This is a genomic window from Dyadobacter beijingensis DSM 21582 (assembly GCF_000382205.1).
Lineage (GTDB): Bacteria > Bacteroidota > Bacteroidia > Cytophagales > Spirosomataceae > Dyadobacter > Dyadobacter beijingensis.
This window is the reverse complement of sequence record NZ_KB907789.1, coordinates 894,109-919,463: the sequence shown is the minus strand read 5'-3', so window position 1 is coordinate 919,463 and position 25,355 is coordinate 894,109. Positions and strand designations below refer to the sequence as shown.

Here is a 25,355-nt window from a genome sequence, read left to right as displayed (position 1 = left end):
ATACACAAGCAAACCGCTGGCCGCAAGTCAGCGGTTTGTTTTTTGTACAGCAGGTTGTAAAAAAGTTCTCTGCTACTTTTTTTGAAGGAGCGGAGCGGTATATTTGAATTTTAGTGCATCCCCGATTTACCAACGTTGTTTTGTTATGCCAGGCAGAAAAAGTAAAAAGAGCAAGTTTAAAAAGACCTTCATCCCGGTATTGAAATGGGCCAGCGCCATTATTCCGGTGGGCATTTTCATTTACATTCTTTATTACTATAACCAATTCGACTTTCTGAAAGCGCGTATTGAGCAGGCCCGGTCGCCGATCGTCACGACGGTCGACTCGCTGCCGGCGGGTACGCAGCAAATGCAGGAGGCGACGCTGGGGAAAATCCGTGTCGCCAAAAACGAATGGCACCCGGTAGGGGGGATCGCCGTTCACAATATGCTCATCGAAAACGCTTCGGCCACGCCGGTCAAAAGCGCGGAGGTGGAATTCAAATACCTCAACGACGTGCAGGCCGTTGTCACTTCCAAGATCGTGACCGTGAAAACGCCTCTGCCGGCAGGCAAATCCACTAAAATATCGGGATTGAGCGTGGGCTACGTGAACGGTTCGGTGGTAGGCTGCGACGTGAAAGTGCTGAGTGTGAAATTGTAGAAGTGTTGTTTGGTGAGGCGATGCTGGTACGATTATTTATGATAATAATCGAAACCTGACTAACAAGAAACCATGGTACAGCTACTTCAGAATATCTTCGACCTTGCTCCCGTCCTCGTGACGATCGTCCTCTTCGGCGCGGCACTCGGCGGGTTTTGGCTTGTCATCGACCTTAAAAAAAGAGGTTCCTACCACCGGTACTCGGTCGGCGATCGTTTGTTCATTAAACGAAATGCCAATCGTCTTCGCAAAATACAGTTACACTAAGCTTTTCATTAATAGGGTATAAAAAAACATCCCAGTTACAAAGTAACCGGGATGTTTGATTTTACTCAACGTTATTGAAAACCCTTTTACGGGTTCTCGCTACAAACTTAATGATTTCTTTATTCAAAACATTGTTTTTTGTTTACGAAATAATATTTTTTGTAGCCGTCGGGTAACTAGTATTTACTATTCGGTAACTCAAACTGGCTCACTGCTGAGTATCAAGCGATAACGATAATACCTGGTCGATGAACTTTTGCAGATCTTCGGAGGTATACTGCTCCTTTTTTAACTTTTCATATTCAAAATACACCGAAAGCATTCGATTGTATTTTAACAAGGAATTGCTTTTGTGCGATTTCAATTCACGGCCTTTATATTCACCGTGTTCATCCATTCGGTCAACCAGATACGACATCATATAGTAGTGCATCCCGCTGTCCTGATCGAACCCTTCGAATTCCAGTGACGCGAGGTCGAGGAGGCCCTTATCATCCTCGGGAAGCAAGCGTATGGAGTCGTTGATGCGGCTGTACATTTTCATAATGTCGGAGATTTCGCTGTACACGCTCAGCGGGACCTCTTCGTAAAGGTTGTTGAACACCTTGGGATACAGGCCGGTATAGCCCTTTTCAAGAATTTCGATGCGCTTTTCTTGGAGTTCGCGCTCCTTTTCGTCGCCAATAACGGCAAGAATTCTGCATTGGTTGATCAGCAGCTGTCTTTCGATGAGAGGGATGCTTTCAGGAATCATATGGGGCTGGTTCTTCATTTTTAGCAATTTAATCGTATTCAGGACATTTTACGTGGGGCCCCTTGCAATGTTCGGGAAAGTTTGCTCCTTTGTATTTTATTGTACAGTTATTCTGTACATCTGCCATTATAGTTCATTTTGACACAACCATGAAAGCACAACACACCGATCCGATTGATTCCGAAAATACCGCCGGCAGGCCGGGGCAGGAGTCATTGGCCGATTATGTAAAGCGGATGGAAACCGAAGAAAACCTCCGCAAGCTTGCCGGGAAGTTGAAAAAAGATCTGAAAAAGCCGGACGTGCCTGGCCCCGGTGTATCCCCGCGGGACCTCTCTTTCGAAAAGTTCGAGGAAAAGCGCAGGCACAGCGACGGTCAGTAATTATACCAATCCCCCCACCAGTTTTGCAGCTTCTTCCGGATCTCTTCCTCGCGGGCATTGCGTCCCGGCTCGAAGAATTTGGTGCCTTTCAGCTCGTCGGGCAGGAAATCCTGCTTCGCGAAATTTCCCTCGAAATCGTGTGAATACTTGTAATTTTTTCCATATCCGATCTGCTTCATCAGCTTCGTAGGCGCATTACGCAGGTGCAGGGGCACGGGCAGGTGCGCCGTACGCGTAGCGGCTTCGATCGCCTCGCCGATGGCCATGTAGCTGGCATTGCTTTTCGGGGAAGTGGCCAGGTACACCGCCGTCTGCGACAGGATAATGCGGCATTCGGGGTAACCCACTGCATTCACGGCCTGCATACAGGCATTGGCCATGATCATCGCCGTCGGGTTGGCATTCCCGATGTCTTCCGAAGCCATAATGAGCATCCGCCGGGCAATGAAGGCTGGGTCCTCGCCGGCCACGATCATGCGCGCCATCCAGTAAATCGCCCCATTCGGATCACTGCCGCGGAGCGACTTGATGAACGCCGAGATAATGTCGTAATGCTGCTCGCCCGACTTGTCGTAACGCGCGATGTTCTGTTGCGCTACTTCGGTTACCCATTCATCGGTGATTTCGATTTTTTTGGCTTCGCCTTTGCCCATTACGACGAGTTCGAGCAGGTTGAGCAGCTTTCGCCCGTCCCCGCCCGATAGCCGCATCAGCGCATCGTAGGATTTGAACCTGACATGCTTCTCTTTCAGCCACTGGTCTTTTTCGAGGGCGCGGGCAATGAGGTCTTTGAGTTCCTTCTCGCCGAATGCTTCGAGAATGTATACCTGGCAGCGGGATAGCAATGCGGAGTTGATCTCGAACGACGGATTTTCGGTTGTAGCGCCGATCAATGTGACCTGCCCCTTTTCTACGGCTCCCAGCAGGGCGTCCTGCTGGCTTTTGTTGTAGCGGTGGATCTCATCGATAAACAAGATTGCCGGAAACAGGCCGGACGGACGCGCCAGTACTTCGCGGAGGTCCTTCACGCCCGAGCTGATGGCGCTCAGGTTATAAAATTGCCGTTTGGTAGTTTCTGCAATCAGCAATGCAAGGGTCGTTTTTCCTACACCGGGTGGTCCCCAGAAGATCATCGAAGGGATCGCATTCTGTAAAATAGCGCGTCGCAAAGGGCCTTTCGGGCCGAGTAGTTTTTCCTGCCCCACAAAATCGTCGAGCGTCCGCGGGCGGAGGCGTTCGGCGAGGGGCGTGGTGATCATGGTCATGGGTGAAGTGTCGGAATTTAGCTTGTTAATGTAAGGTAAATTTAACACAAAAAAAGCGTGGCAGAGTTCGCCACGCTTTCTGAACATATATTTAAACGTTTAAACAGACGGCTATCAAAAAGTCAGCCGGTCGAGTGTCATCTGCTTTTTCAGGTTGCCCAGTGCACCAAAGACCAGGTTATATACCGATTGAATATTTATTTTCATCAAATCCGCGATCTCGTGGTTATTGAGGTTCATATAAAATTTGAGGAAGATCGCCTCGCGCTGGCGGCGTGGCAGGCCGTTGATGGCCACATTCAGATGCTGGTTGGTGGATTCGAACTCTTCCTCCGAAATCAGGTGATTTTCGTGGGAAGGGGTGTTGATATGCCAGTATTCCACCGGGATATCTTCATTGCTGGTATGCTTTTGCTGTGCATTTAAATGGCGGACCAATTTACGTTTGATGGAAGCCATCAGGTAGAAGCGAACCGAAGTGGTGTCACCGAGCGTCATGCGGTTTCTCCATAATTCTACAAACAAATCGTGGATACAATCCTTGATCAAAGGCTTGTCGATCGTGAATTGCGAACAGTACTGGTAAAGAATGTGAACGTAAGAGCGGTAGAGGCATGCGTAGGCATTTTCATCGCCTTTTCTGAACTGATCCCAAAAACAGAGTTCTTCTTCTTGCTTGTAGCGTAGGTGAGCCATTGTTTGGACAGGATTTGGAATTGGGGTTAGGAATGATTGTGAATAATGTCATTATTACACTTGTAAATATATTTATAAAAAAACATATTTTAAAAATATTTTCATCATAAAATTATATTTCAAAGGTTAATGATACTATTTCCGCAAAACCGCCGCATTCTATAAACTTACGGAGGTAAACTTGAAATTTTCCCCGTCAAAAAGCCCCTTATCGCTCAGTTTCAGGGACGGTATCACCAGTAACGCCATGAACGACAGCGACATAAAGGGTGATTTTAACGTCGAGCCGAGCTCATTTTTTACAAATTGGTCGAGGCGCGTGTAGCTTTCGGCTACATCATAACCATCCCCGTCGGTCATCAGGCCGGCAATCGGCAGGGCGATCACGTGCTCCCCGTTGGTGCCTGCGGCCGACAACCCGCCCTTTGCTTCAATCACCAGGTTGACCGCCCGCGCGATGCTTTCATCGTCGCAGCCAATGCTGATGATATTGTGTGAGTCGTGGGCGACGGACGACGCCAATGCACCTTCTTTCAAACCGAAGTTCCTGATGAAGGCAATGGCAGGCGGTGCCGACGCATCGGCGCCCGGAGAATACCGGTTTACGACGACGATTTTGAGCACGTCCTTTTCCACGTCAGGTACCACGGCGCCATTCACCACCTTTGCTTCCGTTATCAACTCATTTGTAACCAATTGACCATCCAAAGCCTCGATTACCCTGATCTGCATTTCAGAATTTTTTGCAGATAAAATGAAATCATCCGCAGATTTTGGACCGCATTCGAAATGGTTCAGATGCTCGCTGCGCAGGTCGGGCAGCAGCGATCTGCCATTTTGCGCCACCAATGCGCCGTCGATCCAGGTTTCGAGGATATTGAAAGTGCCTACATGATCGATCAATATAAAGTCGGCCGGGTCGCCTTCCCGCAGCAAGCCCACGGGCAGGCTGTAATGGAGCACGGGGTTAATACACGCCGCTTGCAGCACATTCCAGAGATCGTAACCCGACGCGAGCGCGCGTTTCACGAGTACATTAATATGTCCTTCCACGAGGTTGTCGGGGTGCTTGTCGTCCGAGCAGAACATGACGCGGTCGGGAAATTCCGCGACAAGCGGTGCCAAAGCCTCGAAATTGCGGGCCGCACTGCCCTCGCGGATGAGGATTTTGACGCCGTAGTCGATTTTTTCGCGCGCTTCTTCGTACGTGAAGCATTCGTGATCGGTACTGATGCCGTAGCTGGCATATTGCTTCGCCGCCTCGCCCCGCAGGCCCGGCGCGTGGCCGTCTATTACCTTATTATAATGTTTGGCCCAGTTGATTTTCGCCATCATGTCAGGATCTTCATGCAGTACCCCCGGAAAATTCATCACCTCCGCCAGGTAACCGATATCGTCGGTGGCTAGCAACCTGCCCACCTGGTCCGCGTCCACGGTAGCGCCTGCCGTTTCGAAAACCGTCGCCGGTACGCAGGAGGGGGCGCCGAAGCAAAACTTGAACGGCACGCGCTTACCATCATTAATCATGAAATGCACTCCCTCCACACCCAGCACATTCGCGATTTCGTGGGGGTCGGATACCGTCGCGATCGTCCCATGTACAACGGCCAGCCTCGCGAACTGCGCCGGTGTGAGCATGGAGCTTTCCACGTGTACGTGTGCGTCCGTAAAGCCGGGCAATATATAAGGAAGGGAAGGGTTTTCGGGGCCGAGGATTTCAATGCGGGCAATGTGCTTGCCACTCACATGTATTTCGGCTTCATGAATGCTTTTTTCGAAAATATTGATCAGGTTGGCTTTCATATGGTGGTGTTAAATGCAGGCAAATGCGCCGAGATGGGAATTTTGCGGAATTCCTTCTGGTATTGCATCGGGCTTTTGCCGGTGTGGAGTTTGAAGTATTTGTTGAAGTTGGCAAAATTGTTGAAACCGCTCTCGAAGCAGACCTGCGCGACGGGGATGCGGCTTTCCGACAGCAGCTTGCACGCGTGACCGATCCGGAGTTCGAGCAGAAACTGCGAATAGGTTTTGCGGCTGCGGCTTTTGAAATACCGGCAGAATGAATGCGGGCTGATATTGGCGACCTCCGCAATTTCCTCGATCGAGATTTTTTTCTGGAAGTTCGAGATCGAATATTGGTAAATGTGGTTGATGCGGTCGGTATCGTACTGGTCGTACTCGTTCTGATACTGCGTGTCGGACAGGACATTGATCTCCTCGCAATGGGCCAGCGTTTCGAGGATTTGCAGGAGCGAAATGATGGAGTTGCCGCTGGTTTGGTTGAGCAGGTCGTGCAAAAGCGTTTTCACTTTATCGGTGCCTTCGCCGAGTATCTTCAACCCGAGCCGGGCTTTCACGAGCAAATCGTGGATCGATTTGTTTTCCGGCAGTGCCAGGAAGTTTTTGCCCAGCATTTCTTCCGAAAAATGGACGACAGTAGCCTGTGCATAAAGCTGACTGCCGCGCTGGAAGTACTTTTCGTCGCATCGCCAGTAATGCGGTAGGTTGGGGCCGATCAGCAGCAGGTCGCCGCTTTGGAAACTGCGGATATTGTCGCCCACGAACTGCGTACCGGAGCCCTGTTCGATGTGAATGAGCTCTAATTCAGGGTGGTAATGCCAGCGGTTATAAAAGTAGAGCACCACGTCGCGGCGGATACTGAAAGATTTTTGTAGCCCTTTCGGGACTTTAAGTAGCTGCGGTTTCACAAATAATTACATGTTTAAAACCGTTAAAGAGAAATATATGCCAATATAGTTGAAAAATTTGCTAATGTCTGAGTTCATTGTATTCAAATAATTCTGTTGTTTTGCTGATATATTCTATTTGGCGTCATTGAAAACCAAAGGGATATACCAGATTACCATTCACCTGAACATCATTATGGCGTCCCAATTTCTGAAAGTTCACCCTTCCGACAATGTCATCGTGGCCCTGCGCGACCAGCCCGCAGGCGCGGACGTGACGTACGAGGGTAACCTTTATAACCTTCAATACGGCGTTTCCGCCAAGCACAAATTCGTTACCGAAGACATTGACACCGGCGGCGCAATCATTATGTACGGCGTACTCGTAGGCCGGGCTACCCAGCCGATCAAAAAAGGAGAGCCGATCACGACATTCAACCTGAAACACGACGCCCACGATTACAGCACGGCCAATCGGCAGCCTTACTCATACACCCAGCCGGATGTAAGCCACTGGCAAAACCGGACATTCAAAGGTTACCATCGGGCAGACGGCCGTGTGGGTACTTACAATTACTGGCTCGTAGTACCATTGGTATTCTGCGAGAACCGTAACGTCCTCATTATGAAGGATGCATTCGAGCGGGAGCTCGGTTATGCGCAAACCGACATGTACCGCGACCAGGTGCGCGAGTTCCTGCATTTGTACCAGGCAGGCGACATGCGGCGGATCAAAAGCCTCGAAACATTCACCGATGCACCAGTAGCACGCAAGAAACCGGAACGACCGTTCCAGAATGTAGACGGCGTGAAATTCCTTACCCACGAAGGCGGCTGCGGAGGCACGCGCCTGGATGCGAACACCTTATGTTCATTGTTCGCGGCATACGCGGTACATCCCAATGTGGCAGGTATCACGGTACTCAGCCTCGGCTGCCAGAACTCCGAGCTGAAAACATTGGAAGACGAAATCCGCAAGCGCGACCCGCATTTCAATAAGCCATTCTTTGCCTTCGAACACCAGAAAGGCACCGAGTATTCACTCATGTCGGGAGCGATCAAGGAAACTTTTATGGGCTTGACCAAAATCAATGAATTCGAACGTTCCGATGCACCGTTGTCCAAACTATCTGTCGGTCTGAAATGCGGTGGCTCGGATGGCTTCTCAGGGATTTCCGCGAACCCGGTGCTGGGCCACCTTTCTGACCTGGTAGTCGGCCTGGGCGGCCAGACGCTCCTGGCCGAATTCCCTGAACTGAATGGGGTAGAGCAGGAGCTCCTTAACCGCTGCGTGACGGAAGAGAAAGCCGCGAAATTCGAAAAGCTCATGCGCGACTATGCAGGCAAAGCCGAAGCGGTGGGTTCCGCATTCGCATTCAACCCGTCGCCGGGCAATATCAAGGACGGCCTCATTACCGACGCCATCAAATCCGCCGGGGCAGCCAAAAAGGGCGGTAATGCATACGTTTCCGACGTTTTGAATTACACGGAAAGAGCGACCGAATCGGGCCTGCACCTCGTATGCACCCCGGGCAACGACGTGGAGGCGACGACCGGCCAAACGGCCGCAGGCGCGAACATTATCCTTTTCACTACTGGTCTCGGTACGCCGACAGGCAACCCGATTTGCCCGGTGGCGAAAGTAGCCACCAACTCCGCGCTTGCACAGCGCATGCCCGACGTGATCGATTTCGACTGCGGCCCGGTAGTAGACGGCACCCAAACGATCGAGCAGAATGCGGAAGCATTGCTGGATTATGTGATCAAAGTTGCGAGCGGTGAGTTAACAAAAGCGCAGCAATTGGGCCAAGACGATTTCATTCCGTGGAAGCGGGGCGTTTCATTATAATATTATTTTAACCAGAGGTTTAAACCCCTGGCTTTAAAGCAACTACCTATGTTTGATCTAACAGGAAAAACAGCACTGGTGACCGGTGGAGCGAGCGGGATCGGATTGGCGATCTCTAAAACTTTCGCAAAACAGGGCGCATACGTGCACATTCTGGAACTCAATATTGATCTGGCCAACCAGGTGGTGAACGAAATCACCGAGGAAGGCGGACAAGCTGAGGCACACGCACTGGACATCTCCAAACAGGCCGATGTCGTCAACATCGTGAACGCCATTGCGGCGAAGCAAACCATTAATATCCTCGTCAACAATGCCGGCATCGCGCATATCGGCAAGGCGGATACCACGGCGGAGATAGATTTCGACCGGGTGATCAATATTAATGTGAAGGGCGTTTACAACTGCCTCATGGCTACCATACCGCATTTGAAAGCCAACGGCGGCGGCGTGGTCCTGAACATGGCTTCCATTGCCGCAACAGTAGGAATACCCGACCGCTTTGCTTATTCTACTGCAAAGGGCGCGGTTTACTCTATGACATTATCGGTAGCCCGTGATTACCTGGCGGATAATATCCGCTGCAACAGCATTTCTCCTGCCCGCGTACATACGCCGTTCGTGGATGGTTTTATTTCGAAAAACTATCCGGGTAAAGAGCAGGAAATGTTTGAGAAACTGTCTAAAACACAGCCCATTGGCCGCATGGCAAAGCCGGAGGAAATCGGTGCGCTGGCATTGTACCTGTGCTCGGACGAGGCAGGTTTTATTACCGGCTGCGATTACCTGATCGATGGCGGATTTGAGAAGTTGAATAATTAGAAGGCTTTAAGCCTTAGGCTGTAAGCTTAGGTGAAGGTTAAAGTAACATTTAGTTTATAAAATTTTAAATCACTAATTACGACGGAAGAGATATCGCTTGCGGCCTATTGCTTACAGCCTATTGCTTAAAGCGTCTTCCATCCCAAATATTCCCTTTCCATGAAACTTTTTCGATTTGGTGCATTTGAAAATGAAAAGCCGGGCGTAGAACTGGCCGACGGTACAAAGCTGGATGTTTCGGCATTCGGCGAGGATTACAACGAGAAATTCTTCGCGACGGACGGCGTTGCCCGTTTGCAAAGCTGGCTGGATTCTAACGCGGCATCCGCGCCTAAGGTAGAAGAAGGTTTCCGTTACGGATCGTGCATTGCGCGTCCTTCCAAGATCGTTTGCATTGGGATGAACTATGCCAAGCATGCCTACGAGTCAGGCGCGACGGAGCTGCCGAAGGAACCGATCATTTTCTTCAAATCCACCTCCGCATTGTGCGGTCCCTTCGACCAGGTCGTTATCCCGAGAAATTCGGAGAAAACCGACTGGGAAGTAGAGCTGGCCGTGATTATCGGCAAAAAAGCAAGCTATGTCGACGAGGCGAACGCATTGGATTACGTAGCCGGTTACGCTGTGCATAACGACTATTCGGAACGAGCGTTCCAGATGGAGCGTGGCGGACAATGGGTGAAGGGTAAGAGTAACGACACGTTCGCACCGCTCGGGCCTTATTTTGTCACAGCCGACGTAGTAGGCAATGCCAACGATCTCGACCTTTGGCTGAGCCTGAACGGCAAAAAGATACAGGACAGCAACACGTCCGACATGATTTTCCATATTCCATTCCTGGTAAGCTACCTGAGCCAGTTCATGACATTGCTTCCGGGCGATGTAATCACGACCGGCACACCGGCTGGTGTAGGACTGGGCATGAAGCCGCAGGTTTACCTCAAACCAGGCGACATAGTAGAGCTGGGTATTCAGAAATTAGGTACGCAAAAACAGGAAGCAGTTGCCTGGAAAGCGGTTTAATATATGGTAATCGACAGCCACCAGCATTTTTGGGTTTACGATGAGGACCGTGATTCGTGGATCACGCCCGACATGCAGGTCATCCGGCGGAACTTCCTGCCGGACGATCTGTGGCCCGTCCTGAAAGCCAACAAGGTCGACGGCTGCGTGGCGGTACAGGCCGATCAGTCGGATTCGGAAACGGAATTTCTGCTCCATCATGCCGAGGCCAACGATTTCGTCATGGGCGTCGTGGGTTGGGTAGATTTGAAGTCGCCGGATTTGTACGCGAAACTCGAAAGGTATTCGCAGTTCGAAAAGCTCAAAGGCTTCCGGCACGTTGCACAGGGTCAGCCGGAAGGTTTTTTGCTCCAACCTGAGTTTATCAGGGGCGTGGGCCAACTGGTTGCTTTTGATTTTACCTACGACATCCTCATTTATCAAAACCAGCTGAAAGAAGCGTACAACTTCGCCGTAAGGCTGCCGAATGTGCATTTCGTGCTGGACCATATGGCCAAGCCGCTCATCAAGGCGCAGGAACTGCAACCCTGGGCAGACGATATCCGCCGCCTCGCCGAACTGCCCAATGTGCATTGCAAAGTGTCGGGCATGGTTACCGAAGCCAACTGGCAGCATTGGGAAAAAGCGGATTTCAAACCGTACCTCGATGTGGTTTTCGAAGCATTCGGTACCGAGCGCATCATGTACGGCTCCGATTGGCCCGTGTGCCTCGTGGCAGGCGAGTACGAAGGCGCAAAAGGCATTTTGACCGATTACCTCAGCATGTTCTCCGACGACGAAGTGCGGGATGTGATGGGCAACAACGCGAGGCGTTTTTATAACCTCGATATTTAAATAGTATTATGAAAAGATATTGTCTGGCGGTGGACCTCGTGGACGACCCGCAAATGATCGCGGAATACGAGGCCTATCATAAAAAGATACAGCCCGAAATCCACAAAAGCATTACCGATGCGGGCATTACCGTGATGGACATTTACCGCGTCGGAAACCGGTTGTTCATGATCATGGAAACCGAAGACGATTTCAGTTTTGAAACCAAGGCCCAAATGGACGCCTCGAACCCGAAAGTACAGGAGTGGGAAGCGCTCATGTGGAAGTACCAGCAAGGATTACCTACCGCGAAACCCGGTGAAAAATGGGTTTTGATGGACCAGATATTTACCCTCTGAGAATAAAGGTTGTAGTGTTAACTAGCATTCGAACAGGTTGAGGAGACTTTTTTACGCATTATCCATCCTTATTATATCATTCGCATTACTTTCCTCGCAGCCCCGACAGGCCGTGGAAGTAAAGCTGATGAGTTTCAACATCCGGCATGGGCTCAATAACCAGGACGAGTCGAATCTCAGGGATATTTTAAGGATAATCAAGGAAAATGACCCGGACCTTGTGGCATTGCAGGCGGTCGACAGCCTGACGGACAAGGGAAAGGTGCAGTTCCAGCTGAGGCAGATCGCCGCGCAGACGGGCATGCATTATGCGTACGCGGTGGCGGATACGGCCGAGAACGGAACGCAGGGGGTCGGCATATTGTCGAACTGGCCGTTTGAAAAAACGCAGACGATCAACCTCCCGCGCACATCCGGCTCTGACCCGAAAGTGCTGTTGTGCGGACTGATCCGGCTGTCGCGCTCGGTTACCTTCCGGCTGTGCAATTCCCGGCTCGAATACGCCTCGGTCATGGACCGCGCATTGCAGGCCGCATACATCAATCAAATGCTCGTCAACAGCGTCCAGCCTGTGCTTCTGGGCATGGATATGGGTGCGAGACCGAACGAACAGCCTTACTTTTCGTTCCGCAAAAAATGGCAGGACGCTGCCCACGGGTCGCAGATGCAGACCTGGAACGAAGGTTTACCGGGCGACCGGCTCGATTACATTTTTGCCTTGCTTAACAACAAGGTCCGCATCAAAAACTACAAGGTGATCCGAAATTATCCGGACGTTTCTGATCACTATCCCATTCAGGCCACCATTGAATTTTGGTAGAAAATGAATTACTCAAATTGGAAGATCGGATTATTTATTCCCTGCTATGTCGATCAGTTTTATCCGCAGGTCGGGATCGCTACGCTCGAACTGCTTGAAAAACTGGGCTGTACGGTCACATTTCCGCTGAACCAGACGTGCTGCGGCCAGCCGATGGCCAACTCCGGATTCGAACATTTGTCGCGCTCGTGCGATAACCTCTTCTACGACCTGTTCCAGGATTGCGATTACATCGTGTCGCCCTCGGGAAGCTGCGTGCTGCATATCAAGGACCATTTGAAAGCCGATAACAGGGCCGACGAATCGAAAGTACTGCGCAAAAAGGTGTATGAACTGGTCGAATTCCTGACGGATGTTTTGAAAATAGAATCCATCGAAGCGGAATTTCCGTACCGCGTGGGGCTGCATCAGGGTTGTCACGGGCAGCGCGGGCTGCATTTGTCCCAAATGTCGGAGCTGAATGCGGCGCCTTACTCGAAGCCGGTTTCGTTATTGAAGCAGGTCAAAGGCCTGGAATTGATCGATCTTGACCGCACCGATGAATGCTGCGGGTTCGGCGGAACGTTCTGCGTGAGCGAGGAAGCAGTGTCGGTGAAAATGGGTAAGGACCGCGTGTCCGACCACATCCGGCACAATGCGGAATACATTACCGGCTCGGATATGAGCTGTCTCATGCATTTGGGCGGGATTCTCAGCCGTGGTAACTCGAATGTTCAGGTGAAGCATATCGCCGAAATCCTGAACAACAGCATCACAAAACAAAAACCGGAGCCCATACATTGAGCCCCGGTCTATACAAAGTTTACGTGAATTTCACGTCGGTTTCAGAATCTGAGAAGCGCCCGTTGTTAGTTAATTGAAGAAACAACGCGGCTGGTTGTAGTCAAAATATCAAACGATTGTGCAGTCTTCTCTTTACCATCCGTGATTTCGAACGTGTATGTGCCGTCCATCAGGGTTGATAAATCAAAGTATTTCAGATAGTTGTTGTCAACGCGTTTGTTTTCTGAGAAAAGAACATTTTTCTCGTTGTCCAAGATACGTACGACAACATTCTTTGAAATTGGATTATTATAAGAAACTCGGAATTGCAATGGTTTAACCTGCAGAACGGTCAGCTTGGTAGAAGCGTTTTCAGTTTTGTCCGCAGTAGCGATGTTGTCCTGGGCATTTGCAGCAAATGCCGATCCTGATAGCAGCAAGCCGGTCAAGGCCGCGATAATAAGAGTGTTTTTGGTTTTCATAGGAGTTAATATTTTAATGTCTAAAAAAAGTTAAACTGAACTTAATTCAGACTCCGATGCCCCGATCGAAAAACTTTGTTGATTCAAAAGTATAAGATATTGCAATACAAGAAAATAGCATTTTTTCGATTTGTAAAAAGTTGTTTATTAAACAAACTGCAAACTTGAAATAATGCAACGAATGTGAAAAGTACAATTCTTATTCTTCTTTAAATACCATTATCTAATTGTTAAGGCAGCTATGTCCAAAACAGTAATGGAGCACGCGGACGCTTCCGAGGTGTTCAACAGAGACGAACCTTACGTAAACTGGCACGACGAAACCCTGTGGTTTGTCCGCCAGAAGCGCGATAAATCATCCAAACAGCTACCCGAATGGGAGGAGCTCCGCGAGGCCGCTTCGGGTATCAAGCATTATGTGCTCTCGCACCTCGACGAGCTGCTGATTTCTTTTGAACAAAAAGCGAAGGAAAATGGCGTGCAGGTGCATTGGGCGGCCAATGCGGCCGAGCATAACGAGATCGTACTCGGGCTTTTGAAGCGGCATAAGATCGATAAAATGGTGAAAAGCAAGTCGATGCTGACGGAGGAATGCCATATGAACGAGTTCCTGCAAAAGAACGGCATCGAAGTGATCGACACCGATCTGGGAGAGCGCATCGTACAGCTTCGCAACGAGCCGCCAAGCCATATTGTACTGCCCGCGATACACTTGAAAAAGAAGGATATCGGCGACCTTTTCCACGAACACCTTGGTACCGATGCCGGCGCCACCGACCCGCAGTACCTCACGGAAGCGGCCCGCCAGCATTTGCGCGATAAATTTCTTACACGCCGCGCCGCATTGACGGGCGTGAACTTCGCCATCGCCGAAACAGGGGGTTTTGTTGTGTCGACCAATGAGGGTAATGCCGATATGGGCGCGCATTTGGCAGATATTCACATTGCCTGTATGGGTTTTGAGAAAATCATCCCGAAACAGGAACACCTCGGCGTATTCCTGCGCCTGCTTGCCAGAAGTGCTACCGGCCAGCCTATTACGACTTACAGCAGCCATTTCAAAAAGCCGCGCGAAGGGCAGGAAATGCATATTGTGATTGTAGACAATGGACGCAGCACACAGCTGGGACGCAAGGATTTCAGAAATTCATTGAAATGCATTCGCTGCGGGGCTTGCATGAATACCTGCCCGGTTTACAGAAGAAGCGGCGGGCACAGCTATCATAATGCGGTCGCCGGGCCTATCGGCTCCATTCTCGCCCCCAATTTGGATATGACCAAGAATGCTGACCTGCCATTCGCGAGCACACTATGCGGCAGCTGTTCGAATGTGTGTCCGGTGAAAATCGACATTCACGACCAGTTGTATAAATGGCGACAGGTATTGGCCAAGGAAGGATATGTTCCTAAAAGCAAGGAAATCGGTATCCGCGCGATGTCGACCGTGTTGGCTGCTCCGCGGTTTTATCAATGGTCGGGCCGGCTGGGGCGTACCGTGATGCGCGCAATGCCGTTTATGGTCAATAATGGGTTGAACCCCTGGTACAAACAACGCGATATGCCCGAGCCGCCGAAGGAAAGTTTCCGCGATTGGTACGTTCGTAACCGCAAAAATTAGACAATGAGCTCACGAGACAGCATATTAGGCCATATCAGGCAAAACAAACCGGAAGCGACCGCATTGCCGGCCGTAACGACTTTTGCCAGCAATTTTGACAATACCGAAGACAAATTCCGAGAAATGCTGGGGGCGATCTACACGGAAGTGATCGTCGTGAAAAACAGGGAAGAACTCGCGCAAAAAGCGGAAGAGCTTTATAAAGGCATCGTGAACCGTGCCACGACCATCCCCGCATTGAGCGCCTGGGCGGATTTTAGTTTGAACGTGTCCGATCCGCACGAACTGGAAACGGTCGAGATAGCGATCCTGGAAGCGGAATTCGGTGTGGCGGAAAATGGGGCCGTGTGGATTTCCGATAAATACCTTCCGCATCGCGCATTGCCATTTATTACACAAAATCTCGCGTTCGTGATCCCGCGTAATGCGCTCGTGGACAACATGCACGAGGCATACGTACGCTTGCAGGACACGCTGGGCTGGGGCTGCTTTATTGCTGGTCCGTCAAAAACTGCGGATATTGAGCAATCGCTCGTCATTGGCGCGCACGGGGCGCGCAGCATGGTGGTCTTCCTGCTGGAAGGCGAGTAGTTTTCTATGAAGCAACACGTAACGCTCGGACCGTTCACGAGAAATATCGCCCAGCGGCTCGCGCAGCTGGCCAATAACAAGAATGTAGTGGCACAGGTGAGGGACAATTTTCCTTCGCCCTACACGCTGTCCGACGCACACTACTGGATCGATTTCTGCAACAGCCGCTACAATGGCGAGAGCTTCCACCGGGCGATCTATTATAATGATGAATTTGTGGGCGGTATCGGCGTGCTGCGGCAGGAGGATATTCACCGCAACAATGCGGAAATCGGCTACTGGCTCGGCGAACCCTACTGGGGCCTGAACATTACCACCGAGGCCGTGAAGCAGATGACGGACTGGATTTTCAAAAATACAGGCATTACGCGGCTTTACGCCGGGGTGTTCGAAACCAATCAGGCCTCCATGCGCGTGCTCGAAAAGGCCGGTTACAAGCTGGAAGCCATTCACCGAAAGGCCATTATCAAAAACGACCAGGTGCTGGACGAACATTTGTTTGTGAAGCTGGCCGGGGAATGAGGTTTAAAAATGTATTTTTACGCCCTGTAAAACTACGTATCCCAATATGCCCAAGATTATCGTTGCGATCGACGGTTATTCGAGTTGTGGGAAATCCACGACCGCAAAACTGGTTGCCAAGCAATTGAATTACCCTTACATCGACACCGGCGCGATGTACAGGGCTGTTACGCTGTATTTTATCCAAAACCATATCAGTCTTACCAACCCGAAGGAAGTCGAAAATGCATTGGCCAAAGTGCAGATTTCCTTCCGCCGCCATCCCGAGCTCGGCCGCAACGACACCTACCTGAACGGGTTGAATGTCGAAGACGAGATCCGGAAGATGTACGTTTCCGAACGGGTGAGCGAGGTAAGTGCCGTGGCCGAGGTGCGGCACGCACTGGTGGCACAGCAGCAGCGAATGGGCAAGACGAAGGGCATCGTCATGGACGGCCGCGACATTGGTACCGTGGTTTTCCCGCAGGCCGAGCTGAAAATTTTCATGACCGCCGATCCGCTCATCCGCGCCCAGCGCCGCCAGCTGGAACTGATGGAAAAAGGCGATATCGTAGACCTCGCCATGATCCTCGATAATCTCAAAACGCGCGACCATATCGATACCAACCGGGCCGAAAGTCCGCTCCGGCAGGCCGAAGACGCTATTTATATCGACAATTCCTTCATGACCCTCGACGAGCAGGTGGAACTCGTGGTGCGCCTGGCCGATGAGCAAATCGGGCTGTCACTCAGACGTCGTTCCGCCGATAAAGCCTGATATGCAGCCATTTGACTATGAATACCTCATCGTAGGGCAGGGGATAGGAGGCACTTCCGTAGCCTGGCATTTGCATGATTCGGGTAAGAGTTTCCAGATCGTCGGGGACTCGTCCATGCCTTCTTCGTCACGGGTTGCTGCGGGTATTTTCAATCCGTTGACAGGGAAAAAGCTTGTTAAAACATGGCTGGCCGACGACCTTTTTCCTTATGCCAGAACGTTTTATGGCGGCTTGGAGGAAAAGTTAGGTCAGCAAATCATGCATTTGACGCCAATTTACAGGCCTTTCCGTTCCATAGAAGAGCAAAATACCTATCTCGCTCAAACGGCCGATCCGGGCATTAGTCCCTACGTTGCAGCTAGGCCAGACCCAGGACCCCAAATACCTTACATTAACGCGGATTTCGGTGGGCTGGAAGTAATACAAGCCGGCTGGATCGATTTGCCCGCATTACTCGACGCAAGCCGTACATTTTTCCTCAAACAGCATTTATATCGAGAGGCGACTTTCCATCCGGCCGATCTTTCGCGGACCGACGACGGCATTAGCTGGCAGGGCAAACGGTTTAAAAAGGTGATTTTTTCGCAGGGATTTTTTGCGATGCAAAACGAATGGTTCAACTGGCTTCCGTTTACGCCTGTAAAAGGACAAATCCTGGAAATCGCCACGGACGTTCCCCTGAAACCGTACATCATCAATCAAGGCATATTTGCATTGCCATTGTCCGAAAATAGGATGAAAGTGGGAGCAACCTATTCCTGGGACCCGCTGGATTGGGCAGCTACGGAGGCGGCGACGGATGAGCTGGAATCGAAATTACGGACAATGCTAAACGCCGGTTACACGCTTGCGGGTGCGCAGGCGGGCATCCGTCCCTCCGTGCGCGACCGCCGGCCGCTGATCGGCATTCACCCGGAGTTTGCTAATGTGTGTATTTTCAATGGATTAGGGACAAAGGGCGTCACGCTCGCGCCATTTCTGGCAAAAGAGTTTTGTAACCACCTGATTTACGGCAAAGAATTGAACCCGCTAGTGAATATAAAAAGGTATTTTTCGTTATATTTCCGTTGACGTCAGCCTAAGCAATATGAGCAGAAGATATATTTACACATTAACCTTTTCGATCGGTCTTTTAGCAGTTTTTGGATTATTCAATGACTCAATAGCACAGCGCTATCCTTCACAGGAGACTTTTGGAAAGAACCGGGTCCAGTACAAGAAGTTCAACTGGAAAATCTTCCGGACGACCAACTTCGAAATCTATCACTATCAGGGCGGTACCAATCTCGCCAGGCTGACGGCCCAATACGCTGAAAGTGAATTCGATAAAATCACAGATATTCTTGGATGGACGCCTTACAACCGCGTCAAGATATTCCTTTACAACTCGCCTGCGGAGCTCGAACAGAGCAATATGGGGCTCTCGGTGCTCGATAACCTGAGCGACCAGAAGCTGAACCTCTCGCAATCGCGTGTAGAGGTGGCTTATACGGGCGATCAGATCGGCTTCCGCAAGAAACTGGTGCGGGATATCAGCCTTTTGTTCGTATACGACATGCTGTACGGCGGTAATATGAAGGAGGCGCTGCAAAGCTCGCTGCTGCTCACATTACCCGAATGGTTCATGACCGGAACGGCCGCCTATATAGCCGAAGGATGGTCGCCGGAGCTGAACGACTACATGCGCGATTTCTTCAAAAACCGCAACGTGCGCAAACCTACACTGATGGCGGGCGACGATGCGACGCTGATCGGTCATTCCATCTGGAACTACATTGCCGAGCGTTATGGGAAAGACAAAATCTCTGACATCCTGAACCTTACGCGCATTATCCGCACCGAGCAAACGAGCATTACCTCGACGCTTGGCGTACAATCCTATAACCGCTTCCTGCGCGACTGGCGGGCCTACTACCTGAACCAGTCGAAGAACGCGGAGCAGTTTTACACCGACCCGAACCCGACCTGGAAATATAAGCTGAACGAATTCAATGTGACCGACGCCAGCGCGGTGATTAAGATTTCCCCGGACAAGAAATTCACCGCCGTGAGCGAGATCAAAAACGGACGTTATCGCGTGTATTTGTTTGACAGCGAGAGCGGTTCCAAAAAAGTGGTTCGCCAGGGTAAGCTCGACATTATCGGCGGTCGGCAGAAAACGCAGCCGCCATTGCTAGGTTGGTCAAAAAACAATGTGCTGACCATTTTGGCCAATGAAAATGACAAGAAGAACCTCTACATGTATGAAAATGTAGGCACTAAAAAAATCAAGATCAAAACGAAGCGCAATATCCGCGGACTGGATCAGATCGTGGATATGGACGTGTCGCACGACGGCAGTATGCTAGCGGTAAGTGCAGACAAAGCAGGCCAGAACGACCTCTTCCTGATCAGCGTGGCACGCGCTTCCGCATTGCCATTGACCAACGACCTTTACGACGACCTTTCACCGCGGTTCATTCAGGGCTCTTCGCGCCGCGTGGTGTTCTCTTCCAACCGGCCGGTAGATTCGCTCGGCAGGGGAGATAAGGGAAATTTCAAATCCATCGCGCCGTCTTACACTATTTTCGAACATGACGGTACGCCGCGGTCCGAGAACATCGTGAAGCTCGTGGAAACGGAAGGTAAAACCAAAGTAACGCCGGTGTATGCCGACGAAAACGACGTGGTATACCTGTCGAACGGCAAGGGCGTCAACAACCTGTATAAATACAACCGCGCTTCGCAAACCAACTCGCAGCTGACGAATTACATTCAGAATATCCGCAATGCAGATGTAAACCTGAAAGAAGCGGGCGGCGCATTGGCTTATACTTATTTGAATGACGGCTACTATACGGCTGCCTATAAAAACGGCTTCGACTTGGGCGCAACCGTAAATCCGCCGTCGCTCAGCGTAGCGAGCGCGGGTAATGCGGGCAATCCGGGCAATGGCAATGCAGCAGCTAACCCGGCTGTGAAGGCCGATTCGGCAGCGAAAGCGGCGCAGGCGCAGCAAACTTCCAAACTGGCATTGAAAGAAGGCGAAGTCGATACCGATAATTACGAATTCGATGAAGAAATCCTGAAAACATTCGAATCGAGGAGGACGCGCGGCAGCTTCCCGACCACGCCTGGCCTGGCTTCGCGCACGAAAGCGGTCCGCGAGAATATCGCGATAAAAGGTCCTTACAATTACAAAGGGCTGTTCATCACGAACGACGCCGCTTCCGACTGGCGCATTGATCCGATCCGGGGTTTTGGTTACGCGCAATCCATTTCGATGAACGACCTGCTCGAAAACCATGTCATCAAGGCGGGGCTCTTCATTTCGTCGAATTTCCGCAACAGCGACCTTTTCGCCGAGTATAACAACAATACCTACCGCATTGATTTCGGACTGCGCGTTGATCGCAAGACATTATATAATGATTCCGAAGGGCTGATCCAGAAATACCGGTTCAACCAGCTGATGTTCACGGCTTCGTATCCGTTCTCGACGACGAGCCGCTTCTCGGTTTCACCGATGTTTACGTCTACGCGGATGATCGACGTGCTGCTTTCGAACCCCGACCTGTCATCGAACTACGGCGGCTTGCGCAGCGAATTCGTATTCGACAATACCCGTGTGAACGGGATGAATATGATGGAAGGGACACGTTTCAAATTGCGTTACGATGCTTACCAGGGTTTGAGCAACGGCAACGAGAGTTTCAACCGCGTGAGCCTTGATTTCCGTCATTACCAGAAAATCCACCGCGACCTGATCCTTGCCGTGCGTGCGGCAGCGAGCCATTCGGGTGGTAAGGCACCGAAACAGAATATCCTCGGCGGTATGGAAAACTGGCTCGGTAACCGCAAGGAAAACCGCTCCGGCGATAACCCGCTAAACTTCCAGCGCGATAACCGCGACATTTTCTTCGCCGACTTCGCGACCAACCTCCGCGGTTTCAAGCTGAACAGGTTGTCGGGTACGAGCTACATGTTGCTGAATGCCGAACTGCGCATTCCGCTCGTGAAATACCTGTACCGCGGCGCCATTACGTCGAGCTTCCTGCGTAACTTCCAGATCGTCGGCTTCGGCGACATCGGTACCGCGTGGACCGGCAAAGGACCATTCAGCGAAAACAACAGCCTCAACACTCAGATCATCGGGGACGAGAACGAGACGTTCCGTGCCACGGTTACCAATTACAAAAACCCTTACCTGATGGGTTACGGGGCCGGTGTACGAACAACAGTTTTCGGTTTCTATGCCAAATTTGATTACGCCTGGGGCGTAGACAACGGGTATACCAACAAGCCTATACCTTACGTAACATTGGGTTACGATTTTTGATCTGAACCAGCAGTATAAAAGCGATATTCAAGAGTTATAAAGATGGCAAGAGATTGACTCTCCTGCCATTTTTGTTTACAATCACCCAATTTCAGTGCCTATGTTTTTGAGAAACACACATTACTTGATAACCAGGGTTATCGCAGCGGGCTCCCTTTTATTTGCATTGAATGGTGCAGCATTTGCACAAAGGGAGGTGCTTTATGAGCAGTATGTGCAAAATCCGATGGCAATCAACCCCGGCTTCACAGGTGTACGTGAGGATTTTAACATGACGGCCATGTTCCGCAGGAAATGGTTCAATATCCAGAATTCCCCCACCAGCCAGACCTTCGCGGCGGACGGTACAGTGGCCGACGGCAAGTTTGGTATAGGTTTTCAGGCGCTCAACGATCAGACGAGCTACTTCACTACCACAGGTTTCGTGGGGTCGTTCGCATTCCATCTCGGCCTCTCGGATACCTGGAAACTCGGCCTCGGCGCGCAGGGTGGCATCAATGTTTTACCGGTTTCGGACGGGACGCTGATCAGCAATAACCGTGCATTGGGCAGTTTCGGCCTCGGCGCGTGGCTACGATCGGAGCAATGGTACCTGGGCGTTTCCAAGCCGGAGCTGCTTTCGCAGAAGTTCGGCGACCAGGCTCTGGGGACGTTTTACCGCCGGCCGTTATATATCACGGCGGGAGGGAGCCACCAGTTAAGCGAGGATGTAATGATGTTGCCGCATATTTTGTTGATACAGGAGAAGGATCACGATCTCCGTTTTGATTTCGGTTCGCGGTTCTGGTTCAAGGAAAAAGTAGGGTTGGGTGCGTCTTACCGGGTTGGCGGCGGGTATAATTCGGCCTCCGCGAAAGTGGATTATTTGCAGCTAACCGTTGAGGCTCAGGTAGGAAGGAATGTCCGGCTCGGCTATTTTTACAGTACCCGGCAGGCGGAACAGATATATGCCCAGTACTCGGGCCCGAAAGGGATTCATGAGCTCATGCTGAAATTTATTCCCAATCCGAAAGGGTTCCAGAAATTCTGATGTCAAGAACCATTCCAAATCGTGTTTTTGGTTAAGTTAAAAGGATATTTTTATTCGTAATCTTTACATAAGTCTCGTACCTTTGTGCCATAAATGAAATACTCACTTTTGTGATGGATAAATACACTTATATAGCAAATTCCGACGCCGCTTATATCGATGAATTGTACAATTCCTATAAGCAAGATGCAGCTTCCGTGGATGAAGGCTGGCAAAAGTTTTTTGAAGGTTATGATTTTTATCAAAAATATCCCGTTACCGGAAACGGCCACGCCAATGGCGCAGCGAACGGTAAGGAAGCCGCAGTAGCCGGCAAAACGGACGCTTCCCGTATCCGCAAGGAAATGGAAGTGGTGCATTTGATCCGTGGATACAGGTCGAGGGGGCACCTTCTGGCGACAACGAACCCGATCCAGAAAAGGAAAGACCGTCGCCCGCAATTGGACATTGCTGATTTTAATCTGGGACCCGAAGACCTCGATACCGTTTTTGAAGCCGGTGTTGAGGTCTTTGACCGTCCGGCCACCTTGCGTGAGATCGTAGACGCATTGAAGAAGATCTACGCAAGCAATATCGGTTTTGAATACCTCTACATCCGCGACCGCGAGCAAAAAAGCTGGTTGCGCAAGAAAATCGAGAAGGAGGCATTGACGATGTCGTTCTCGATCGATGAGAAAAAGCACATTCTTTCCAAGCTGAACGAGGCGGTTGTTTTCGAAAACTTCCTGCACACGAAATACCTCGGTCAGAAGCGTTTCTCGCTGGAAGGCGGCGAAACAACGATCCCCGCGCTCGACGCGATGATCAACAAAGCCTCCGAAATGGGCGTGGTGGAAGTGATGATCGGGATGGCGCACCGCGGCCGTCTGAACGTGCTCGCGAACATTATGCAGAAAACTTACGGACAGATCTTCAACGAGTTCGAAGGTAACCTGCCCGACCAGGTTTGGGGTGACGGCGACGTGAAATACCACATGGGTTTCGCGAGCCAGATCACGACCAAAGATGGTAACAAAGTACATTTGAAACTTGCCCCGAACCCATCTCACCTTGAAGCGGTAAACCCGGTGGTGGAAGGTTATATCCGCGCCCGCGCCGACGGCATGTACGACAGCGATTACGATCGCGTACTGCCGGTATTGATCCACGGTGATGCGGCAGTGGCCGGCCAGGGTATCGTGTACGAAGTAACTCAGATGTCGGGATTGAATGGCTACTACACCGGTGGTACGATCCATTTTGTGATCAACAACCAGGTAGGTTTCACGACCGACTTCATCGACGCGCGTTCGGCCATTTACTGTACGGATATCGCTAAAATCGTGGATGCACCCGTGCTGCACGTGAATGGCGACGATCCCGAAGCCGTGGTGTTCTGTATGCGCCTTGCAGTGGAGTACCGTCAGAAATTCAACAAGGACATTTTCATTGATATGGTTTGCTACCGCCGTCACGGACACAACGAGGCGGACGAACCAAAATTTACCCAGCCGGTCCTTTACAAATCGATCGACAACCACCAGAACCCACGCGAGATCTACCAGAAAACACTGGCAGACCGTGGTGACGTGGACGCGCAGCTGGCGGCCAGCATGGACAAAGAGTTCAAGCAGTTGCTGCAAGAGCGCCTCGACATGGTGAAGCAAAAGGCATTGCCATATACCCTGCCGAAACTGGAACAGGAATGGCACAGCCTGCGCAAATCGAAACCGGAGGATTTTGAGAAATCACCTGAAACCGGCGTTGCTTTGGATCAATTGGAGAAGATCGGCAAGGCGCTTATCAAAACGCCGGAGAACTTCAACCGGTTGAAGCAGATCGACAAGCTGCTTAAAGACCGTGAGCAGATGATCTTCGATAAAAAAGAAGTCAACTGGGCTACTGCCGAATTGCTGGCTTACGGATCTATCCTCACAGAAGGTAATATCGTTCGTTTGAGCGGTCAGGATGTGCAGCGCGGTACTTTCTCGCACCGCCATGCCGTATTGCGCGATGTGGAAACCAATGCGCCTTACAACAGCTTGCAGCATATTCAGGACGGCCAGGGCCAGTTCATGATCTACAACTCGCTGCTTTCTGAGTACGGGGTGCTGGGTTTCGAGTTCGGTTACTCGATGGCAAACCCGAATGCACTCGTAATCTGGGAAGCGCAGTTTGGTGACTTCGCCAACGGCGCACAGGTAACGATCGACCAGTTCGTGACTTCGAGCGAAACCAAATGGGATCGCTGGACAGGTCTGGTGATGTTGTTGCCGCATGGCTACGAAGGGCAGGGCCCGGAGCACTCGAATGCCCGCCCGGAGCGTTATTTGCAGCTTTCGGCCAACTATAACATTATTGTAGCGAACGTAACGACGCCGGCGAACTTCTTCCACTTGCTCCGCCGCCAGTTGAAGTTCCCGTTCCGCAAGCCGTTGATCGTGATGTCGCCGAAATCGATGCTGCGTCACCCGCTTTGCGTTTCTCCGATCGACAGCCTCGTAAGCGGCTCATTCCAGGAGACGATCGGCGACACCTATGCAGATCCGAAGAAAGTGAAAAAGGTGTTGCTCTGCACCGGCAAGCTCTACTACGAATTGTACGAAAAACAGCAGGCCGACAAACGCGACGACGTGGCGATTATCCGTCTGGAACAAATGCACCCGTTCCCGCAAACGCAGATCGACGCACATTTGGCACAGTACGAAAACGCGAGCGTGTACTGGGTACAGGAAGAGCCGTTCAACATGGGAGGATGGACGTTCATGCTGCGCATGTACAAAGGCGTGAAACCGCTGCAAGTGATTGCGCGGGAGCCGAGCGCTTCGCCTTCGACCGGTTTTGCGAAAATCCACGCAAAAGAACAGGCAGAAATCATTAGCAGGGCTTTTGAATGATTATTCCTATAATTTTT

The 25,355-nt window shown here is 51.0% G+C and carries 24 protein-coding genes; 18 read left to right on the top strand and 6 right to left on the bottom strand.

From position 1 onward, the window contains the following. The first annotated feature begins 145 nt into the window (after positions 1-145). On the top strand, positions 146-643 hold the full coding sequence (locus tag H144_RS0122490) for a hypothetical protein (RefSeq protein ID WP_019944370.1): 498 nt from the start codon (positions 146-148) through the stop codon (positions 641-643). A 72-nt stretch (positions 644-715) separates the two neighbouring features. Next, on the top strand, positions 716-910 hold the full coding sequence (locus H144_RS0122485; protein ID WP_019944369.1) for a hypothetical protein: 195 nt from the start codon (positions 716-718) through the stop codon (positions 908-910). Positions 911-1,118: 208 nt separating this feature from the next. On the opposite strand, the gene H144_RS0122480 is transcribed toward H144_RS0122485, so the two are convergent. Further along, positions 1,119-1,682, bottom strand: coding sequence for a YfbU family protein (locus tag H144_RS0122480; protein WP_019944368.1), 564 nt, complete (start codon positions 1,680-1,682; stop codon positions 1,119-1,121). Positions 1,683-1,813: 131 nt separating this feature from the next. Between H144_RS0122480 and H144_RS0122475 the strand changes: the two genes are divergently transcribed. Continuing rightward, a complete protein-coding gene (locus H144_RS0122475) occupies positions 1,814-2,047 on the top strand; it encodes a hypothetical protein (RefSeq protein WP_019944367.1) in 234 nt (77 codons plus the stop codon). On the opposite strand, the gene H144_RS0122470 is transcribed toward H144_RS0122475, so the two are convergent. The 4 genes from H144_RS0122470 to H144_RS0122455 form a co-directional block, all read right to left on the bottom strand. Continuing rightward, the gene (locus H144_RS0122470; RefSeq protein WP_026350915.1) at positions 2,041-3,312 is read right to left on the bottom strand and encodes a replication-associated recombination protein A; all 1,272 of its coding nucleotides are present in this window, start codon (positions 3,310-3,312) and stop codon (positions 2,041-2,043) included. The genes H144_RS0122475 and H144_RS0122470 overlap by 7 nt on opposite strands. Before the next feature lie 114 nt (positions 3,313-3,426). Beyond that, a complete protein-coding gene (locus H144_RS0122465) occupies positions 3,427-4,008 on the bottom strand; it encodes an RNA polymerase sigma factor (RefSeq protein WP_015815162.1) in 582 nt (193 codons plus the stop codon). A gap of 159 nt (positions 4,009-4,167) precedes the next feature. After that, on the bottom strand, positions 4,168-5,811 hold the full coding sequence (gene ade, locus H144_RS0122460) for an adenine deaminase (RefSeq protein WP_019944365.1): 1,644 nt from the start codon (positions 5,809-5,811) through the stop codon (positions 4,168-4,170). Further along, positions 5,808-6,716, bottom strand: a complete 909-nt coding sequence (locus H144_RS0122455) for an AraC family transcriptional regulator (protein ID WP_019944364.1) — start codon at positions 6,714-6,716, stop codon at positions 5,808-5,810. Before H144_RS0122455 ends, ade begins: the two co-directional genes overlap by 4 nt. Before the next feature lie 175 nt (positions 6,717-6,891). Between H144_RS0122455 and H144_RS0122450 the strand changes: the two genes are divergently transcribed. From H144_RS0122450 to H144_RS0122420, 7 genes are all read left to right on the top strand, one after another. Further along, the gene (locus tag H144_RS0122450) at positions 6,892-8,544 is read left to right on the top strand and encodes a UxaA family hydrolase (RefSeq protein WP_026350914.1); all 1,653 of its coding nucleotides are present in this window, start codon (positions 6,892-6,894) and stop codon (positions 8,542-8,544) included. 48 nt (positions 8,545-8,592) lie between these two features. Next, positions 8,593-9,366, top strand: coding sequence for an SDR family NAD(P)-dependent oxidoreductase (locus H144_RS0122445; protein WP_019944362.1), 774 nt, complete (start codon positions 8,593-8,595; stop codon positions 9,364-9,366). A gap of 159 nt (positions 9,367-9,525) precedes the next feature. Further along, positions 9,526-10,389 (top strand): fumarylacetoacetate hydrolase family protein, encoded by an 864-nt coding sequence (locus H144_RS0122440; protein ID WP_019944361.1) that lies wholly within the window; start codon positions 9,526-9,528, stop codon positions 10,387-10,389. Positions 10,390-10,392: 3 nt separating this feature from the next. Then, positions 10,393-11,223, top strand: a complete 831-nt coding sequence (locus tag H144_RS0122435; RefSeq protein WP_019944360.1) for an amidohydrolase family protein — start codon at positions 10,393-10,395, stop codon at positions 11,221-11,223. A gap of 8 nt (positions 11,224-11,231) precedes the next feature. After that, entirely contained in the window at positions 11,232-11,561 is a 330-nt protein-coding gene (locus tag H144_RS0122430) for an L-rhamnose mutarotase (RefSeq protein WP_019944359.1), read from the top strand. A gap of 37 nt (positions 11,562-11,598) precedes the next feature. After that, a complete protein-coding gene (locus H144_RS0122425) occupies positions 11,599-12,381 on the top strand; it encodes an endonuclease/exonuclease/phosphatase family protein (protein ID WP_229207964.1) in 783 nt (260 codons plus the stop codon). Positions 12,382-12,384: 3 nt separating this feature from the next. Then, on the top strand, positions 12,385-13,164 hold the full coding sequence (locus tag H144_RS0122420; RefSeq protein ID WP_019944357.1) for a (Fe-S)-binding protein: 780 nt from the start codon (positions 12,385-12,387) through the stop codon (positions 13,162-13,164). Positions 13,165-13,229: 65 nt separating this feature from the next. Here the strand turns inward: H144_RS0122420 and H144_RS0122415 are convergent, their stop codons facing one another. Next, a complete protein-coding gene (locus H144_RS0122415; protein WP_019944356.1) occupies positions 13,230-13,625 on the bottom strand; it encodes a T9SS type A sorting domain-containing protein in 396 nt (131 codons plus the stop codon). Positions 13,626-13,866: 241 nt separating this feature from the next. Here H144_RS0122415 and H144_RS0122410 point away from each other — a divergent pair, with 241 nt between their 5' ends. From H144_RS0122410 to H144_RS0122375, 8 genes are all read left to right on the top strand, one after another. Beyond that, the gene (locus H144_RS0122410; protein WP_026350913.1) at positions 13,867-15,243 is read left to right on the top strand and encodes a lactate utilization protein B; all 1,377 of its coding nucleotides are present in this window, start codon (positions 13,867-13,869) and stop codon (positions 15,241-15,243) included. Between the two features lie 3 nt (positions 15,244-15,246). Next, complete coding sequence (locus H144_RS0122405) at positions 15,247-15,834, top strand: LutC/YkgG family protein (protein WP_019944354.1); 588 nt, start codon at positions 15,247-15,249, stop codon at positions 15,832-15,834. Between the two features lie 6 nt (positions 15,835-15,840). Next, a complete protein-coding gene (locus tag H144_RS0122400; protein ID WP_019944353.1) occupies positions 15,841-16,356 on the top strand; it encodes a GNAT family N-acetyltransferase in 516 nt (171 codons plus the stop codon). A gap of 46 nt (positions 16,357-16,402) precedes the next feature. After that, complete coding sequence (gene cmk / locus H144_RS0122395) at positions 16,403-17,113, top strand: (d)CMP kinase (RefSeq protein WP_019944352.1); 711 nt, start codon at positions 16,403-16,405, stop codon at positions 17,111-17,113. A 1-nt stretch (position 17,114) separates the two neighbouring features. Beyond that, the gene (locus tag H144_RS0122390) at positions 17,115-18,185 is read left to right on the top strand and encodes an NAD(P)/FAD-dependent oxidoreductase (RefSeq protein ID WP_019944351.1); all 1,071 of its coding nucleotides are present in this window, start codon (positions 17,115-17,117) and stop codon (positions 18,183-18,185) included. A gap of 16 nt (positions 18,186-18,201) precedes the next feature. After that, complete coding sequence (locus tag H144_RS0122385; protein ID WP_019944350.1) at positions 18,202-21,432, top strand: hypothetical protein; 3,231 nt, start codon at positions 18,202-18,204, stop codon at positions 21,430-21,432. A gap of 124 nt (positions 21,433-21,556) precedes the next feature. Further along, positions 21,557-22,462, top strand: coding sequence for a PorP/SprF family type IX secretion system membrane protein (locus tag H144_RS0122380; RefSeq protein ID WP_229207963.1), 906 nt, complete (start codon positions 21,557-21,559; stop codon positions 22,460-22,462). A gap of 113 nt (positions 22,463-22,575) precedes the next feature. Continuing rightward, positions 22,576-25,338 carry a 2-oxoglutarate dehydrogenase E1 component gene (locus H144_RS0122375; RefSeq protein WP_019944348.1) on the top strand — a complete coding sequence of 921 codons (2,763 nt, stop codon included), beginning with the start codon at positions 22,576-22,578 and terminating at the stop codon, positions 25,336-25,338. Positions 25,339-25,355: the final 17 nt, after the last annotated feature.